We start from the raw sequence: 17785 nt of genomic DNA, 5'->3' as shown, positions 1-17785 counted from the left end.
TCGCCATCATCCACCCGTCTGCGATGCCGTGCACCCAGGTCCGGTCAGACCAAGTGCCACATTCAGTTCGAGCACGTTCACCCGCGCCTCGCCGAGGAAGCCGAGCTGCCTTCCCTGAGTGTTCTCGTCGACGAGCTGCCGAACCTCGGCCTCGCCGACGCCGTTCACCTTAGCCACCCTCTGCACCTGCAACGCCGCATACGCTGGGCTGATATCCGGATCGATGCCCGAGCCGGATCCGGTGACCGCGTCGGCCGGGACAACGCCGGGGTCGACTCCTTCTCGGGTCGCGATCGCCGCGCGACGATCGGACACGAATGTCGCCAGGATTTCGCTGCTCGGTCCCTGGTTCGTAGGCAGAGCGGTGGCGGGATCACCCGGGGAGAAGGGATCCTGCTCGGCCACCGACCCGGTGACACGGTTGTGAAAGAAGGGATCCGGGTGTCCGGCCGGCACCTGTGGGTCGACACCGACCAATCCGCTTCCGACGACGCATCCGTTGGTGTCGCGAACCGCGGATCCTTCGGCGGACCCGGCGCCGATCCTGCTCACCCCGAACACAGCGAGCGGATAGAGCACACCGAGGACTGCGGTGAGTGCGAGCAGGACGACAAGTCCTGCCCAGGTCTGACGCAACAGACCGATGAGAAATCGCATGGGATCACCCAATTCCGGGAACGAGACGAACGATCAGGTCGATGAGCCAGATGCCGATGAACGGAGTGATGACGCCGCCGAGTCCATAGATCAAAAGGTTGCGGCCCAGTAACTTCGAGGCCGACGACGGGCGGTATCGAACACCTTTGAGCGACAACGGAATGAGCGCGACGATCACGACGGCGTTGAAGATCACCGCCGACAGGATTGCCGACTCCGGAGTGGCCAGGCGCATGACGTTCAGCGTGTTCAGTTGCGGATAGATTCCACTGAAGAGGGCGGGGAGAATCGCGAAGTACTTGGCCAGATCGTTCGCGAGTGAGAACGTGGTCAGCGCCCCGCGGGTGATCAGCAATTGTTTGCCGATCTCCACCACCTCGATGAGCTTGGTGGGATCCGAGTCGAGATCGACCATGTTCCCCGCTTCCTTCGCCGCCGAGGTTCCCGTGTTCATCGCCACGCCGACATCTGCCTGAGCCAGCGCCGGCGCATCGTTGGTTCCGTCCCCGGTCATCGCGACGAGCCTTCCGTCCTCCTGTTCTTTTCGAATCAGTGCGAGTTTGTCCTCGGGGGTCGCCTCGGCCATGAAATCGTCGACTCCGGCCTCGGCCGCGATGGCCTTCGCGGTCGCCGGGTTGTCGCCGGTGATCATCACCGTGCGGATGCCCATAGCGCGCAATTCCGCAAACCGCTGTGCCATACCGGGCTTCACCACGTCCAACAGGGCGATCACACCGAGCACGGTCGCCGCGTCGCCGTCGGCGGAGGCGACCATCAGCGGTGTTCCACCGGCCTCCGCGATCCGGCTCACGAGCTCGGTGACCGCAGGCACTGCTCGCCCACCGAGCGCCTCGGCCCAGGCCAGCACCGAGTCGCTCGCGCCCTTGCGGATTCGAGTGCCGTCGATGTCGAGTCCACTCATCCGAGTGTGCGCCGTGAACGGGACGAACTCCGCCTCCTGCTCATCCTCGGACCGCGCCGGGTCCAGCGCGAATTCCCGGGCGCACAGATCGACGATGCTGCGCCCCTCGGGAGTCCCGTCGGCGAGGCTCGACAACCTTGCGGCCCTGGCCAACTCGATGGCGGAAACTCCCGGTGCCGGATACAGCGCCGTGGCCTGCCGATTACCGAACGTGATCGTGCCCGTCTTGTCCATCAACAATGTGTCGATGTCGCCGGCGGCCTCCACCGCCCGGCCCGACATCGCCAGCACGTTCCGCTGCACCAGCCGGTCCATGCCGGCGATGCCGATTGCCGACAACAGTGCGCCGATCGTGGTCGGGATGAGACACACGAGTAATGCGATGAGCTTGATCGGGTCCTGAGCCTGGCCCGCATACAAGCCCATCGGGCCGATGGCGACAACGGCCAGCAGGAAGATGATGGTCAGCGACGCCAGCAGAATGTTCAGGGCTATCTCGTTGGGGGTCTTCTGCCGCGCCGCTCCCTCCACGAGAGCGATCATGCGGTCCACGAACGAATGTCCGGGGGCCGAGGTGATGCGAACGACTATCCGGTCGGACAGCACGATCGTCCCTCCGGTGACTGCACAACGGTCACCTCCGGACTCGCGGACGACGGGTGCGGACTCACCGGTGATCGCAGATTCGTCCACGCTCGCAATGCCTTCGACTACATCTCCGTCACCGGGGATCACCTCCCCCGCCTCCACGGCTACCAGGTCTCCGACGGTCAATTCGGTGCCGGACACCGATTCCATCCGGTCATTCGACGTGATTCGGTGGGCGACGGTGTCCCGTTTCACCTTGCGCAGACTGCCTGCCTGCGCCTTTCCTCGCGCCTCCGCCACCGACTCCGCCAGGTTCGCGAACAACACGGTGAACCACAGCCAGGCGACGACCGCCCAGGAGAACACCGTCGGGTCGGCCACCGCCATTACGGTGCAGACAACGGCGCCGGCGAACACCACGAACATCACCGGGTTGCGGGCGAGGTGTCGAGGGTCGAGCTTACGTACGGCGCTCGGTAGCGCAGTCACCAGTTGCGCCGGGCTGAAGATTCCCGCTTTCACCGGCGACGAGTCGTGGTCGGTGCCGGGTACCGTCGCTTCCTCGTTCTTCGGATCACAGGTCACGTTCACACTCATTGCAGGGCCTCCGCGATCGGTCCCAGCGCGAGAGCAGGGAAAAAGGTCAATGCCGCGACGAGCACGACGGTGCCGGTGAGGAGACCGGTGAACATCGGGCCGGTGGTCGGCAAGGTCCCGGCACCGACAGCCGCCTTCTTCTGAGATGCCAGCGACCCGGCGAGTGCGAGGACGAAGATGATCGGCAGAAACCGACCGAACAACATGCACAGACCGAGCGCCGTCTGGAACCAGTCGCTGGTCACCGTCAAGCCGCCGAACGCACTGCCGTTGTTGTTGGAGGCCGAGGCGAATGCGTACAGCACCTCCGAATAGCCGTGAATGGATCCGGGACTTCCAGAGGCGCCGCCGTTCCCCTGGTAACCGCTGGTCGAGGACAGAATCACGGTGATTCCGGTGCCGACCAGGACGAGCGCGGGCATCACCAGAACCGACAGTGCGGCGAGCGTGATCTCACGCTGCCGCAGCTTCTTTCCGAGATACTCCGGCGTCCGGCCGACGAGTAGGCCACCGACGAAAACTGCAATCAGGGCGAGAACGAGAATCCCGTACAGGCCACTGCCTGCGCCGCCGGGTGCGATCTCCCCCAGCAGCATATTCAGAAGGACGGCTCCGCCGCCGAGCGGCGAGAGACTGTCATGTGCCGAATTCACCGCGCCCGTAGACGTCCCGGTGGTGGTCACGGCGAACAGCGCGGTACTCGGGATCCCGAACCGAACTTCCTTGCCCTCCATCATGGCGCCCGCCGCATTGGCGGCAACGCCGCGCTGCCCCGACTCCGCTGCAAGTGTGACGGCGAGGAAGGATCCCCACAGGATGCCCATGACTGCGAGCAGGGTGAGGCCCTGCCGGTGCCCGGACACCACGCTTGTTCGGTCATGAGGGTCGCCGACCATCGTGCCGAATGTTCGGGTGAGCGCGACCGGAATCAATAGCATCGCAATAACTTGAACGCTGTTGCTGAGCGGCGTCGGATTCTCGAACGGATGCGCCGAGTTGGCGGCGAGGATCCCGCCCCCGTTGGTTCCGAGTTCCTTGATCGCTTCCTGCGAGGCGACCGGCGCGAGGGCGTTGCCGACCGCGTTGCCGTCCAGACCGGTGGATGCGAAGCTCGAATGGAAGGACTGGATCACACCCTGACTCAGCAGGATCAGCGCGATGACGAAGGAGAAGGGCAGCAGAATACGCAGACTGCCCCGGGTGAGGTCCACCCAGAAATTGCCGATCTCGCCGCCACGAGATACCCGGACGAACCCGCGTATCAACGCCACCGCGACAGCCATTCCCACCGCTGCGGACACGAAGTTCTGCACGGCGAGCCCGACCGGTTGAGTCAGATTGCTCATCGTGGTCTCCGGCGCGTACGACTGCCAATTGGTGTTGGTCACGAACGACACGGCGGTGTTGAACGCCACGGCAGGACTGACCCCGGAGAGCCCCCCGGAAAGCGGCAGTACTCCCTGAATGCGCTGGAGGGTGTAGAGGAAGAACACACTCGCCGCGGAGAATGCCAACACACTGCCCGCGTACCCGTACCAGGTCTGATCGGTGTGTGGATTGATACGGCACAGTCGGTACATCACCGACTCCACTCTCGAGTTGTGCCTCGATTCGTAGACTCGCGCCATGTAGTCGCCCACCGGTACATATGCCGCTGCAAGAACGACGAGAACGACGGTGATCTGCAATCCGGCCGCCAGTGCCGGCGTCATCAGAATCGCTCCGGGTCGGTCAGCGCGATCAGGAGGTAGACGACGAGTGCCGCAACGATGGCGACGAGGACAACGGTCGTCACTCCCGCAACCGTCATCGCGCGCGCCCTGTCTGCACCACTCGCAGGACGAGCGCGCACACGAGGAATCCACCCAGCGCGAGAGCAACGAAGGCCAGATCGGCCATGAGAACCCTCTTCGAGTCATGAAGACTGCGAGTCATCGCAGCACTGACACCCACCACTTCAGGGGGCGCAGTTCAAGGGTTGCTCACTCTCGTGCCCTGGAACGCCGTACTTACGGCCCTCTTACGTCCGATCCGGAGTCATTGACGCTTTCCTGACGCGGTGGCAGGCGCCGCGCACGCAGGACAAGCGAGATCGGTGACATCGTGCAGCGTCAGACGCAGATGCGCGAACGCGGGTGCAGGTCGCGGAATCGAATCGGCAGCCCGATGGAACAGGACTCGCCAACCGAAGACAGTCGATCGAAACAACGGAGTCCGCCGGATCACCGACACGAACACCGCCGTACCGACGACGACCATCCAGATGGGCAACGGGTAGAGCACCAGACGTTCGGTGAGTCCGAAGTACGCGTCCGGGAAGGCGAGCGCAGCACCGCCGACCAGTCCGATCAGCGCGCACACCGTCGTCCAGACCGCCGTCCACCGCATTCGCCGCCACAGCACCCAGGCGACCATGATCAGGAGTACATGCCTGCCGACGAATCCCGGCAATACCGCAACGAAGTGTCCGATGGGGTTGGCGTCCGCAGGAAAGAACCCGGTAGCCGCCGTACTCATTCCGATCACGACTGCCAACCCGACGGCCCAGCGGCGCGGCCGCCTGCGCGGAATGTGTCGGCGCAGCAGTACGGCCCCGGCCGTCATCAGCAATCCCATGACGACGAACGAAATGTTCATGTACCAGTGCAGCGGCGAACAGACCTGCAGGCAATCGGTGACGCCGAGGTCGCTGATCGAGTTGTGGACATAGCTGTACGGCGTCGACCACGCCTCCGCTGTCAGCGCTTCCGACACCAGATATCCCACCGCGAGAATCCATAGAAGACTGCCCACGAGTAGTCGAATGTCGTCAGTATCCATACCCTGCTTCCGCCGGTCGTTCATGAAAATCTCGAACCACGCTACCCGGCTCGACGCCGGGGCGTTACCCGTTCGTTATCCAATCCATAGGCCGGCCGGTTCGACAACACGCCCTGACCTCACCGAATGGACTCGTGTTACCCACGACACGCACCGGGGGACATTTCGAACGATACGGACAGGCGTGGCATGCACCACTCCCCCGCTGGTACTGTTCGTTCGAACGAACAACGACCGAAGGGGCGGGAATGAGCACGGAGCACACGAGCGATCAGGAACTCGACGAAATCACCGGCGCCGAAACTTATGCGCCATTTCTCGTGGATCAGGTGTCCGACCTGGCATCCGCAAAAATCACTTCCACCGAGGCGACCCGCGCCACTCTCGAACGTATCGAGGCGAGCCAGTCCACTCTCAATGCGTTCAAAGTGATTCGCCGGGAGAAGGCACTCGCGGAGGCAGCCGAAGCGGACCGACGACTGGCGGCCGGTGAGCGTCTCCCCCTCCTCGGGGTTCCCATGGCCGTCAAGGACGACGTCGACGTCGCGGGCGAGCCGACCGCATTCGGCGCACCCGGAAACTTCCCGCCCAAGGCCGCCGACTCGGAACTGGTGCGTCGCCTGCGCGAGGCGGGCGCGATCATCGTGGGCAAGACGAACACACCCGAACTCGGCCAGTGGCCACTCACCAGCGGCGACTTCGGATACACCCGTAATCCGTGGAACCGAAACCACACGCCGGGTGGCTCGTCCGGCGGCGCCGTCGCGGCAGTGTCCGGTGGACTCGTTGCCGCCGCCGTCGGATCGGATGGTGCCGGATCGGTCCGCATTCCTGCCTCCTGGACAAATCTCGTGGGCATCAAGCCTCAGCGCGGCCGGATCTCCACTTGGCCGCATGCCGAGGCCTTCTACGGCCTCACCGTCAACGGTCCGCTGGCGCGAACAGTGGCGGACGCAGCGCTGTTGTTCGACGTCGCGGCAGGAAACCACGCCGGCGACATCCACGCACCCGAGCCGGTGACCGTCAGCGATGCCGTCGGACGAGACCCTGGCAAGCTCCGGATCGCGCTGTCACTGCGCATCCCGTTCACCGCTACGCCGACGAAGCTCGACCCGGAGATTCGCGCCGCTGTCTGGTCGACAGCACGAACACTCCGCGGCTTGGGGCACGAGGTGGTCGTCGACGATCCGGCCTACGGAATCATGTTCGGGCTCAACTTCCTCCCACGATCCATGTCGGGGCTCGACGATTGGCTGCGCACCTACCCCGATCCGACCTTGGCCGATCCGCGCACCAGTCGCAACGCGCGTAACGGGCGCATCATGAAGGGACTCCCCCTACGCGCCACCCGAGCCGCCGAACCGCGAATGCGCCGCCGGATCGGTGCGATTTTCGACGACTACGACATAGTCCTCGCACCCACGACGGCGACCCCGCCGCCACGCGTGGATGCGATCGACGGCGCTACCTCGTGGGAAACCGACAAGGTCATCACCGCGGTGTGCCCTTACGCTTGGCCCTGGAACGTCCTCGGGTGGCCGAGCGTCAACGTCCCGGCGGGGTTCACCGAATCCGGGTTGCCCATCGGCGTTCAGCTGATGGGTCACGACAACTCGGAACCCATGCTGGTTTCGGTAGCGTCACAACTCGAATCGGTCCTGCACTGGGAACGAAACACGCCGCAACAGTGGTGGTAGCAACAACGAGAGGGCAACCGTGAGCGTTTCGACGGGGGCACGGGAGAAGATCCTCGCCGCGGCCCTGCACATCGTGGGCACGGACGGAATACCTGCGCTGACCAACCGTGCCATCGCGGCACGTGCACAGGTCTCCCTCGGATCGATCACATATCACTTTCCGAGTCAGTCCGAGCTGCTCAAATCTGCGCTGACCAGTTTCGTCGCCGACGAGACCCAGCGCATCACGGACATCGCAGACCAATACCGAGACAAGGGTCTGACCTTCGAGGACGCGGCCGGTCTGACCGACAGAATCGTCAAAGACCTCGCCTTCTCGGCCGAACGTATCGCGCCCTTCGAGTTGTTCATCCAGGCCGGTCGCGACAATTCCCTGCACGATTCGGCAGCGGACTGCTTTGCCGCGTACGACGAGCTGACCCTCGCCATCCTCACCGCCCTCGGTGTGCCGGATGCCGCGTCCGTCGTCAAGAACGTCGTGGGCATGATCGCCGGTCTCCAACTTCGCCGGCTTGCCACCGGGAGTGCCGATCAGGACATCGCGGCGGCCCTTCTCCTGCTTCTGCGCGGGGCAGTCGCGGCAGCACTCGATCCGCAGGGATGACGTGCGGGCCCCGGGGGCCCGCACGCTGAGATCAGGGTCCTTCCGCGACGAGACGCGCGACGGACCCCGGCACCGGCGTATCCGAGGGCACCCACGGCGCCCGGACCGGATCGCCGACGACCGAATGCATCGGTACCACTCCCGCCCAGACGTCACTCGGCTGCTCGGGCTCCCCTGGCGGGGCATCACGTACCTTGACGGTCCACTGCCCGGGTTCGATCGGCAGTGCGAGTGCCATTGTTGCGGCAACTTCCTTGCTTCGGTGTCGACGAACTTCCCGACTTCTACCGGGAATCATCGCGTCGGAGAAGGCGTCGAGTGCATTCCGTGAATCCTCTTCGCCGAGCGTGACCAGATTTCCGCGAACCACCGCCGACCGGTAGTTCGCGGAGGAATCGAACAGAGTGTCTGCGACCACGATGCCGTCGAGCAGAGTCACGCACAGAGCCGCCGGCGCACCTTCGGCCACCTGTCTCAGCGCGCCCGCTCCGGTCGATCCGTGCAGCAGAACTCGGTCGCCGTCACGGGCGAAGAGCATCGGCACCACCCAAGGAAGACCATCGACGACGGTCGCGAGCGTGCCCATCGGGCAGCTGTCGAGAACGGTATCGAGCTCGGTTCGCTCTGTTCGGGCCCGTTCCGGGTATCTCTTGATTGCGTCCACTCGTCGATTGTGCGGCGCTCACGCGCCGCGAGCCAGACCTTTTCAGAATCCCAAGCGGCCCAGCTGCTTCGGATCGCGCTGCCAGTCCTTTGCCACTTTCACGTGCAGTTCGAGGAAGATCTTGGTGCCCAGAATCTTCTCGATCTGACCGCGGGCTTTCGTCCCGACGTCGCGTAGGCGTGCCCCGCCCTTGCCGATCATGATCCCCTTTTGACTCTGCCTCTCGACATACAGCAGAGCGTGGACATCGAGCATTTCCCCCTGCTTCTCCGTACGTCCCTCGCGCGGAATTATCTCCTCGATGACGACCGCGAGTGAATGTGGGAGTTCGTCGCCGAGTCCCTCTAGCGCGGCCTCACGAATCAGCTCGGCCATCAGGACTTCCTCGGGCTCGTCGGTGAGTTCACCGTCGGGATAGAAAGCCGGCCCGGGCTCCATCTGCTCCGCGAGCACGTCCACGAGCAGTTCGACCTGTTCACCGGATGTGGCCGACACCGGAACGATCTCCGCCTCCGGGCCCAACAGCTTCGAGACTGCGAGCAATTGCTTACCGACCGCATCTCGGCCGACCTTGTCGATCTTGGTGACGATGCCGACGATCTGCGTCTTCGGTGCGATCTGCCGTACCTGCTGAACGATCCATCTGTCGCCAGGACCGATCGTCTCGTCCGCCGGGATACACAGGCAGATCACGTCGACCTCGGAGTACGTGCCCTGGACGAGGTCGTTCAGTCGTTGTCCCAGAAGGGTGCGTGGCCGGTGCAGTCCGGGGGTGTCGACCAGGATCAGCTGTGCGTGGTCGCGGTGGACGATCCCACGGATCGTGTGCCGAGTCGTCTGTGGGCGCGACGAGGTAATGGCTATCTTGCTTCCGACCAGGGCATTCGTCAGCGTCGATTTGCCGGTGTTCGGCCTACCGACGAAACAGACGAATCCGGAACGGAACTCGGTCTCACTCATGTCACTCCTCGATCACAGGTCCATCGGCATGTGCGCGGGTCGGTCGCGCTTCGACTCTCATCGGACTTCGTCGTCCTCGGCTCTCATCGGGCGCGAGCCGCCTTCCACCTCTTCTGGTTCGGGCGACGGCGCTCGGCGAGCCAGCACCGTGTGGACCCGTACCCGACCCCGAACGTCGCTTGCACCCTCACCGACGAGAACCAGACCGTCGACCGTGATCTCCGAGCCTGGCAGCGGCACCCTGCCCAGTACGTGACCGAGCAATCCGCCGACCGTTTCGACCTCGTCGTTGGTCATCTCGATGTCGTACAGTTCGCCGAGGTCTTCGATCGGGAGGCGCGCGGAAACGCGGTACTCGTCTCGGCCGAGGTCCTCGATCGGTGGAGTCTCGCCCTCGTCGTACTCGTCGGCGATCTCGCCCACGATCTCCTCGAGAACATCCTCGATCGTCACGAGGCCGGCGATGCCGCCGTACTCGTCCACGAGAACCGCCATGTGATTGCGGTCGCGCTGCATCTCCGCGAGCAGGCTGTCCAACGGCTTGGAATCGGGAACGAACACCGCAGGCCGCATGACAGCATCGACCCGTACGCTGCGCCCGCCGTCACGCGAGTGATAAGTCTGTTGCACCAGATCTTTGAGATATACGACGCCCAGAACGTCGTCGACGTTCTCGCCGATCACCGGAATACGGGAATGACCGCTTCGAACCGCCAGCGACGTGGCCTGTCCGGCACTCTTGCCCGATTCGATCCACACCATCTCGGTTCGCGGAACCATCACTTCGCGGGCCGAGGTGTCTCCCAGTTCGAACACCGATTGGATCATCCGGCGTTCGTCGTCCGCGACCACGCCACGTTCCTGTGCGAGGTCCACGAGTTCACGAAGTTCGATCTCGGACGCGAAGGGTCCGTTGCGAAAGCCTCGACCCGGCGTGATCGCGTTACCGATGAGAATCAGAAGCCGACTCACGGGACCGAGCGCCACCCCGATGATGTGGAGCGGCAGGGACGCGGCGAACGCAATCGAGTACGCGTGCTGCCGTCCCAACGTTCTCGGACCCACACCGATGACCACGTAGTCCACGAGCACCATGACGACCGCGGTGACGAGTAGCGCCAACATGGGCGAGATGAGATCGCTGAGGCCGCCGGCCAACACGACTGTCGCGGTGATCTCGCACAGGATGCGCAACAGCACCATCAGATTCACGTAGCGCGGCCGATCCCCCAGGATTCGAACCACACGCGCGGCACCCGCTCGTCCGTCCTTGGCCATCTCTTCCACGCGAGCGGACGAGATCGTGTTGAGGGCCGAGTCCACGGCCGCGAACACGCCTCCGAGAGGGACGAGAACGACAGCGAGAACGATCAGCGGAATCGCGTCGCTCACCGGCCGGCCTCCAGCATGGACATCTAGCGGGGGTCCGTACCGTCGAAGAAACCGGTCTTGCCCAGTAGCTTCTGGTCGCGGGCCGCGAGTGCGGCATCACGCTCGGCGCGGCGAAGATCGTCGTACCACTCCTCGAGCAGCCTGTTCTGGAGGCCGAACATCTCTTTCTCCTCCTCCGGCTCGGCGTGGTCGTAGCCGAGGAGGTGGAGCACACCGTGCACGGTGAGGAGTGCCAACTCGTGCGCAAGTGGGTGTCCGGCCTTGTCTGCCTGATCCGCCGCGAACGAGGGACACAGCACGATGTCACCGAGCATCGAAGGGCCGGGGTCCGGCGCGTCGGGCCTGCCGCCCGGCTCGAGTTCGTCCATCGGGAACGACATCACGTCGGTCGGCCCCGGAAGGTCCATCCACCGCATGTGCAGGTCCGCCATGGCCGCGGAGTCCACCAGCACCATCGACAGCTCCGCGGCGGGATGAACGTCCATCCGCGCGATCACGAAACGGGCAACACTGATCAGCTCTCCTTCGGAGACGTCCATGCCCGATTCGTTCGAGACTTCGATGCTCATGACTGCAGTTCCTCCTGGTTGTGCGCGCCGCTCACACTACCGCCGCGGAGAACGCGCATGCGCCGACCGTCGTTGTGCGCGATTCCCGAGGCTGTCGCTCTCGAGGTTCTCTTCGAACCGGGAGTACGCGTCGACGATGTCCGATACCAGCCGGTGCCGGACGACGTCGCTGCTGTTCAGTTCTGCGAAGTGAATGTCGTCGATGCCCCCGAGGATCTCGGTGGCCGCACGCAACCCCGAGCGCGCGCCGCCGGGAAGGTCCACCTGGGTGACGTCGCCGGTGACGACCACCTTCGACCCGAAGCCCAAGCGGGTCAGGAACATCTTCATCTGCTCGGCCGTGGTGTTCTGTGCCTCGTCCAGGATGATGAAGGCGTCGTTGAGAGTGCGACCACGCATGTACGCGAGGGGTGCCACCTCGATCACGCCGGATTGCATCAGCTTCGGAACCGCTTCCGGATCCATCATGTCGTGGAGTGCGTCGTGCAACGGACGCAGATACGGATCGATCTTCTCGTGCAGCGTGCCGGGCAGGAATCCCAGGCGCTCCCCTGCTTCCACTGCGGGACGCGTGAGAATGATGCGAGTGACCTGCTTCTGCTGCAGTGCCTGCACTGCTTTCGCCATCGCGAGATAGGTCTTGCCCGTGCCCGCGGGGCCTATCCCGAAGACGATGGTGTTCGCGTCGATCGCATCGACGTAGCGCTTCTGATTGAGGGTCTTCGGCCGGATCGTCTTGCCCCGGCGCGACAGGATGTCGAGCGACAGCACTTCTGCCGGCGATTCGCCCACACCCTGGGTCAGCATCCCCACAGTCCGTCGGACCGCGTCAGGGGTCAGTGGGTTACCGCGCGAGACGATGGAGGCGAGTTCCGCGAGGACCCGCTCGGCGAGCGCCACGTCTGCGGGCTTTCCGGTGAGTGTCACCGTGTTCCCGCGAACGTGCACATCGGCATCCAGCACCCGTTCGAGGGCTCGCAGATTTTCGTCCGAAGATCCGAGGAGGGGCATCACCGAGTCGGGGGCAAGATCCATCGTCGACGTCACAACGCGCTCCGAAGGCGGCGTCTCGCGATACTGTTCTGCGTCACTCACTTGAGGAATGTGGCCTTCTTCCGGGGTCTTCGCCGCAGCACCACACTGCGACCGTTGACCAAAGTCTAACGCTCGCGGTCCGTCGTGCCCGCTGTGTTCACGGACAGCCGAGCCGCGGCGCGGGCGACCACCTCTCCAGAACGTTCGGGGGTGATACCGAGAAGGACGAGACCTGTGATCGCGCAGGTCTCACCCTGGTCGTTCACGAGACCACGGTTCGCCTGCTCGAGATGGCCCATCGTCAACGCCTCGCCCGTGGTGACCAACAAGTCGGCCGGCAGATAGTCCGAGAAGACTCCGACCTCCTGGCCGCGCGCAACGATTCCGGAAATCAGGCTCCGCATCGGTCCGAGAAGAGCGTGAATTCGATCGTCACCGATCTCGTTTCTCGCACTGGACAGCAACAGGCGGAAGCGATCGCCGACCGGCCAGATCCGCAAGCTGAGTTCCGCCATGGTGGATGCCGGATCCGACCAGTCCACGAGCGCCTGCTCGGCCGCCGCCATCAACTCGGAGAACGCTTCCTGCGCAATCCCTTCCATCAGGTCCGCACGACTCGGGAAGTGCGCGTACACGGTTCGCCGCACCACCCCGGCAGCCTTCGCCACCTCTTCCATGCTGGCGTCCGGATCGGACGCGAGCGCGACGATGGCGGACTCCACGATCGCCACCCGATTCGCGCGCGCATGCCGACGCTGCGGCCGCTGTTCGCTAGACCGTGCCAGCCCTGACGGCGTGTTCCCCTCGTTACCCATCACACCTCCTCACCACAGCTTGCACCGGCGAGATCGCCTGTGATCCACGACAACAATAGTTGCACACCAGCGTGCAATTACTTAAGTTGCACATGGATGTGCAATTAGATCTCTCGAACGAGGAGGAACCGCGATGGTGTTATTGGCGAACGAACCCGTATCGCGCATGAACAGCCCCTATCCGCGGCGGTGGGCGGCCCTCGGGGTGCTGTGCCTCAGCTTGCTCATCGTGGTCATGGCCAACACTGCGCTCATCGTCGCGGCACCCGCCATGACCAGGGATCTCGGCTTGTCGAGCGCAGACCTGCAGTGGGTGATCGACGGCTACACCGTTCCGTACGCAGCGCTGATGTTGCTGTTCGGTGTGATCGGCGACAAATACAGCCGCCGCGGCGCGCTCGTGACCGGCCTCGTCGTCTTCGGCGTCGGCGCAGTGCTCGGCAGTCTCGCCGACACCACCGAGTTCGTGGTCACCTCCCGAATCGTGATGGGAGTGGGCGCCGCGATCATCATGCCGGCGACACTGTCCCTCCTCGTCGCCACGTTCCCGCGAGCGGAACGCGGTCGCGCCATCGCCGTGTGGGCTGCCACATCAGGGCTCGCGATCGCCCTCGGACCGCTGCTGGCCGGCTGGCTGCTCGAGTCCGGATCGTGGAATTCGACCTTCCTCATCAACGTGCCGATCGCGGCCGTCGCCGTCGTGGCGGCACTGACACTCGTTCCGCCGTCGAAATCCGAACGCCAGGGACCCATCGACTGGATCGGCGGTCTGCTGTCGGTAGCCACCATCGGTGGTCTCGTCTACGCGATCATCGACGGATTCCACTTCGGAATCAGTTCGTCGACCATCATCAGCGGACTTGGATCGATCGTCGCGGCGCTGCTCTTCCTGGCCTGGGAACTCGAACATCCTCGCCCCCTCCTCGACGTTCGGAAGCTCGGTGACCGCACCGTGGGTGGCGCCTCGCTCGCCGTTCTCCTGCTCTTCCTCACCGCATTCGGAGTGATCTACACGATCGCGCAGGAATTTCAGTTCGTGCTCGGATACGGACCGCTCGAGACGGGCGTCAGGCTGCTTCCGTTGGCCGCAGCAGTCTCGGTCGGGTCGGCCATGAGCAGCCGGATCGCCGCCATCGCGGGCACCCGGGTCGTCATCGCCTCCGGGATGGCATTGGCGGCCGTCGGCACCCTGCCACTGCTGCAGGTGGACGGAACATCCGGCTACGGCACGTTTCTGATCTCCCTGGTCCTGATCGGAGTGGGGATCGGCCTGGCGGTCTCGCCCGCCACCGATGCCATCATGGGAAGTTTCCCCGAGCACGATCTCGGCGCAGCGGGCGGACTGAACGACACCGCCATCGAATTCGGCGGCTCGCTCGGAATCGCTGTCCTCGGTTCCGTCCTCGCTACGAACTACAAGGACGGCATCGCCGGCTTCCTCGAGTCACTGCCACTCGGTCAACTCGGTGGACCGCAGGCCGAACAGGCGCACCAAGCCGTGGCCATTGCCGGCGACTCCGTGGGCGGCGCCGCCCTGGTCGCAGAGGAACTGGCGAAGAACCCGCTCGCACAGTCGCAAGCAGAACCCATGCTCGCCGCGGCCGGTGACGCGTTCGCCGGCGCCATCACACAGGCCGGCGCCGTGGGTGGCGCAATGCTCGCGGTAGGAGCGATCGTGGTCGCCTTCGTACTCCCCGGCCGCGCGTCGTCGATGTCAGGGCAGGAGTCCGTCGAGCACGACCTCGTGTGAGCGTCGCCAGCATTCGGTGCCCGGCTTCAGGAAGGCGAAGTGGTCCTCGCCCTCTACCAGGTGGAGGTCCACTTCGTCCCCCGCGGCGACGGCAGCGTCTCGATATCCACTGCCGACGATCGCCGGAACCTGGACGTCTTCCGTGCCGTGGATACACGTCACGGGAACAGAGATAGGCAATCGGTGGAGCGGAGACGCCGAACGGTACAGGTCCGGATTCTCGTCGAAGGGAACACCGAAGAGCTCCTCGACGTAGCTGATTCTGCGGCCACGCTCGGCAGCGGAAGCCAGATCCAGTGCACCCGCCTGGGCTATTGCACGATCAGGGCGAGGTGAGACATCCTGTCCTGCAAGCCATACCGCGAGCTGTCCACCGGAAGACTGGCCGACGACACGGGCACGATCGAGGTCGAGCCGCACGGGTGCGGCCGCCGCGACCGGGCCCGACAACGCCTCCCACGCGGTAGTTACGTCCGCGGATATCTCGGGCCAGGCCCCACCCGCCCCCAATCGCCGGTACTCGATGTTCCACACCACCACGCCCCTACGAGCAAGGTCCAGCGCGAAGCGAGTTCCGAGATTCAGGTGATAGTCGCCGCTCCAGAAGCCGCCGTGGATCTGCATGACGACCGGCGCGGGGTCGGCGGCCGGTTCGTCCGGGACATAGAGATGTCCGAACTGCTGCGGCTCTCGGCCGTATTCGATGCGTGTTCTCGGCACGCGCATCACGCTAACGGACCGGGCCGAGACCCCACCTGTCGGTGAGAACGCCGATGGCGCCGAGCGCGACCGCAGCCGCCGTGGAGGTACGCAGGACCTGAGGCCCGAGCAGCACGGGCGACGCCCCCACTGCCACGAGCGCAGCGACCTCGTCGTCCGACAAGCCGCCCTCCGGGCCGACGACGAGCATCAGCTCGGAGAGATCGCGAAGACCGAGAGCCGAGATGGTGTCGGTAGCCGACTCGTGCAGCACAGCCACCTTCCCACCCCGAGAAACGATTTCACGCGCGAGCGTCACCACATCCGACGTCTTGTGCAGGTCGGCGACGTCCGGAACGACCGCCCGCCTCGACTGTTTCGCGGCGGCTTTCGCTGCGTTGCGCCAGCGAGTCACGCCCTTCGCGACCTTCGGGCCTTCCCAACGGGCCACGCACCTCGAAGACTGCCAGGGCACTATCGCGTCGATACCGGCTTCGGTGGCGAGTTCGACGGCAAGCTCGGACCTTTCGGCCTTGGGCAGGGCCTGAACCAAGGTGACCGACGGGCTCGGCGGCGTCACGGCGCGTCGGGACACGATCGACAACTCCAGACGATCCTTCGCCGCGGCGATCACCTCGCAGTCGGCGATCTCGCCGCGTCCGTCCGAGAGCAGCAGACGCTCCCCCACGCCGATCCGCCGGACCGTGGCGGCATGCCGCCCTTCGGGCCCGTCGAGGACGGCCGTCTGCCCGGACTCTGGAAGCGGATCGAGGTAGAAGACCGTCGCTGCCACGCCGTTATCGTCCGCTGAAGGCTTCGCGCAGACGAGAGAACAGCCCGCCCGTGTGCTGGGACGACGTCGTGACGACCTCCGCCTCGTCCCGTGCGCGCAGATCCTTGAGCTCACGCAACAACTTGGCTTCCTTGCCGTCGAGCTTGGACGGGATGATCACGTCGAGGTGCGCGTGGACGTCACCACGAACACCCGATCGCAACTTCGGCATGCCGAAGCCACGCACGACGGTGACCGCTCCGGGCTGGGTGCCTGCGTCGACGTCGATCTCCTTGGGTCCGTCGATGATGGATTCGAAGGTGACCTTGGTGCCGAGCGCCGCGTCCACCATCGGGACCCGAATCGTGAAATGCAGATCTTCGCCGTCTCGCACGAACACCTCGTGCTGCTGCTCGACGATCTCGACGTAGAGATCGCCGGCGGGTCCGCCGCCGGGACCGACCTCGCCCTGTGCGGCGAGTCGGATACGCATTCCTCCGGCCACGCCTGCCGGAACCTTCACCGTGATCTCGCGACGAGCACGAACCCGACCGTCGCCTGCGCACTTGTGGCAGGGGTCGGGGATGGTTTCGCCGGCGCCACGACACGTCGGGCACGGACGCGACGTCATGACCTGACCGAGGAACGACCGCTGAACGGACTGAACCTCGCCGGCACCGTTGCAGGTCTCGCAACGGACAGGTTTGGAATCTCCGTTCGTGCCCGCTCCGGTACAGCTGTCGCACAGGATCGCGGTCTCGACCGTGACGTGCTTGCTGACACCGGTCGCACACTCCTCGAGCGTGAGCTTGGTACGCAGAAGCGAGTCCGCACCCGGCTGCACTCGGCCTCGGGGGCCACGTCCGGCTCCCCCGCCGCCACCGAAGAACGCCTCGAAAACGTCACCGAGTCCGCCGCCGAATCCCCCACCGAATCCGGCTCCTGCGCCGCCTCCACCGCCTTGCGACAGCGGATCGCCGCCGAGATCGACGATGCGACGCTTCTCCGGATCCGACAGCACCTCGTAGGCGGTGGAGATCTCCCGGAACCGGGCCTGCGCAGCCTCGTCGGGGTTCACGTCGGGATGTAGTTCCCGAGCAAGCTTGCGGTAAGCGCGCTTGAGCTCCTGGTCGGTCGCCTTCTGGTCGACGCCGAGCGTTGCGTAGTAATCCCGTGCCACGTTGAGTCTCTCGTCCTTCTCTACTACTTGTGTTTACTCACGATTCGTTCGACAGCCCGTCGGG

At 64.8% G+C, this 17785-nt stretch carries 17 protein-coding genes; 3 read left to right on the top strand and 14 right to left on the bottom strand.

Annotated features, from left to right (window positions below):
- Nucleotides 1-6 precede the first annotated feature (6 nt).
- The 5 genes from ACZI8R_RS00945 to ACZI8R_RS00925 all read right to left on the bottom strand — a co-directional run bounded on the left by ACZI8R_RS00945 (nucleotide 7) and on the right by ACZI8R_RS00925 (nucleotide 5584).
- Nucleotides 7-657, bottom strand: coding sequence for a potassium-transporting ATPase subunit C (locus ACZI8R_RS00945; RefSeq protein ID WP_463377689.1), 651 nt, complete (start codon nucleotides 655-657; stop codon nucleotides 7-9).
- Nucleotides 658-661: 4 nt separating this feature from the next.
- Nucleotides 662-2764, bottom strand: coding sequence for a potassium-transporting ATPase subunit KdpB (gene kdpB, locus ACZI8R_RS00940; protein ID WP_463377688.1), 2103 nt, complete (start codon nucleotides 2762-2764; stop codon nucleotides 662-664).
- Entirely contained in the window at nucleotides 2761-4476 is a 1716-nt protein-coding gene (kdpA, locus tag ACZI8R_RS00935; protein WP_463377687.1) for a potassium-transporting ATPase subunit KdpA, read from the bottom strand. Before kdpA ends, kdpB begins: the two co-directional genes overlap by 4 nt.
- Nucleotides 4476-4574 carry a K(+)-transporting ATPase subunit F gene (gene kdpF, locus ACZI8R_RS00930; protein WP_463377686.1) on the bottom strand — a complete coding sequence of 33 codons (99 nt, stop codon included), beginning with the start codon at nucleotides 4572-4574 and terminating at the stop codon, nucleotides 4476-4478. The genes kdpA and kdpF overlap by 1 nt, the downstream gene beginning before the upstream one ends.
- 227 nt (nucleotides 4575-4801) lie before the next feature.
- Nucleotides 4802-5584: a DUF998 domain-containing protein gene (locus ACZI8R_RS00925; RefSeq protein WP_463377685.1), complete on the bottom strand. Its 783-nt coding sequence runs from the start codon at nucleotides 5582-5584 to the stop codon at nucleotides 4802-4804.
- A 248-nt stretch (nucleotides 5585-5832) separates the two neighbouring features.
- Here ACZI8R_RS00925 and ACZI8R_RS00920 point away from each other — a divergent pair, with 248 nt between their 5' ends.
- Both ACZI8R_RS00920 and ACZI8R_RS00915 read left to right on the top strand, forming a co-directional pair.
- Complete coding sequence (locus ACZI8R_RS00920; protein ID WP_463377684.1) at nucleotides 5833-7281, top strand: amidase; 1449 nt, start codon at nucleotides 5833-5835, stop codon at nucleotides 7279-7281.
- Nucleotides 7282-7300: 19 nt separating this feature from the next.
- A complete protein-coding gene (locus ACZI8R_RS00915) occupies nucleotides 7301-7885 on the top strand; it encodes a TetR/AcrR family transcriptional regulator (RefSeq protein ID WP_463377683.1) in 585 nt (194 codons plus the stop codon).
- Nucleotides 7886-7916: 31 nt separating this feature from the next.
- Here the strand turns inward: ACZI8R_RS00915 and ACZI8R_RS00910 are convergent, their stop codons facing one another.
- From ACZI8R_RS00910 to ACZI8R_RS00885, 6 genes are all read right to left on the bottom strand, one after another.
- Entirely contained in the window at nucleotides 7917-8549 is a 633-nt protein-coding gene (locus ACZI8R_RS00910) for a pyridoxamine 5'-phosphate oxidase family protein (RefSeq protein WP_463377682.1), read from the bottom strand.
- 42 nt (nucleotides 8550-8591) lie between these two features.
- Nucleotides 8592-9509, bottom strand: coding sequence for a GTPase Era (era, locus tag ACZI8R_RS00905; protein WP_463377681.1), 918 nt, complete (start codon nucleotides 9507-9509; stop codon nucleotides 8592-8594).
- Between the two features lie 57 nt (nucleotides 9510-9566).
- Entirely contained in the window at nucleotides 9567-10901 is a 1335-nt protein-coding gene (locus ACZI8R_RS00900; RefSeq protein ID WP_463377680.1) for a hemolysin family protein, read from the bottom strand.
- 23 nt (nucleotides 10902-10924) lie between these two features.
- Nucleotides 10925-11470 (bottom strand): rRNA maturation RNase YbeY, encoded by a 546-nt coding sequence (gene ybeY, locus ACZI8R_RS00895; RefSeq protein WP_463377679.1) that lies wholly within the window; start codon nucleotides 11468-11470, stop codon nucleotides 10925-10927.
- 36 nt (nucleotides 11471-11506) lie between these two features.
- Entirely contained in the window at nucleotides 11507-12505 is a 999-nt protein-coding gene (locus ACZI8R_RS00890) for a PhoH family protein (protein WP_463378180.1), read from the bottom strand.
- A gap of 125 nt (nucleotides 12506-12630) precedes the next feature.
- Nucleotides 12631-13320 carry a TetR/AcrR family transcriptional regulator gene (locus ACZI8R_RS00885; RefSeq protein ID WP_463377678.1) on the bottom strand — a complete coding sequence of 230 codons (690 nt, stop codon included), beginning with the start codon at nucleotides 13318-13320 and terminating at the stop codon, nucleotides 12631-12633.
- 133 nt (nucleotides 13321-13453) lie between these two features.
- Between ACZI8R_RS00885 and ACZI8R_RS00880 the strand changes: the two genes are divergently transcribed.
- The gene (locus tag ACZI8R_RS00880) at nucleotides 13454-15070 is read left to right on the top strand and encodes an MFS transporter (protein WP_463377677.1); all 1617 of its coding nucleotides are present in this window, start codon (nucleotides 13454-13456) and stop codon (nucleotides 15068-15070) included.
- Here the strand turns inward: ACZI8R_RS00880 and ACZI8R_RS00875 are convergent.
- From ACZI8R_RS00875 to dnaJ, 3 genes are read right to left on the bottom strand one after another with little or no spacing between them, the layout of a single operon-like run.
- Nucleotides 15035-15790: an alpha/beta hydrolase family protein gene (locus ACZI8R_RS00875; RefSeq protein ID WP_463377676.1), complete on the bottom strand. Its 756-nt coding sequence runs from the start codon at nucleotides 15788-15790 to the stop codon at nucleotides 15035-15037. The two genes, ACZI8R_RS00880 and ACZI8R_RS00875, sit on opposite strands and share 36 nt — an antisense overlap.
- 10 nt (nucleotides 15791-15800) lie before the next feature.
- Entirely contained in the window at nucleotides 15801-16562 is a 762-nt protein-coding gene (locus tag ACZI8R_RS00870) for a 16S rRNA (uracil(1498)-N(3))-methyltransferase (protein ID WP_463377675.1), read from the bottom strand.
- Nucleotides 16563-16566: 4 nt separating this feature from the next.
- Nucleotides 16567-17721, bottom strand: coding sequence for a molecular chaperone DnaJ (gene dnaJ / locus ACZI8R_RS00865; RefSeq protein WP_463377674.1), 1155 nt, complete (start codon nucleotides 17719-17721; stop codon nucleotides 16567-16569).
- Nucleotides 17722-17785: the final 64 nt, after the last annotated feature.

The organism is Rhodococcus huquni, from assembly GCF_055231055.1.
Note: the sequence above shows the minus strand (reverse complement) of the source record. Positions and strands in the feature narration are given on the sequence as shown.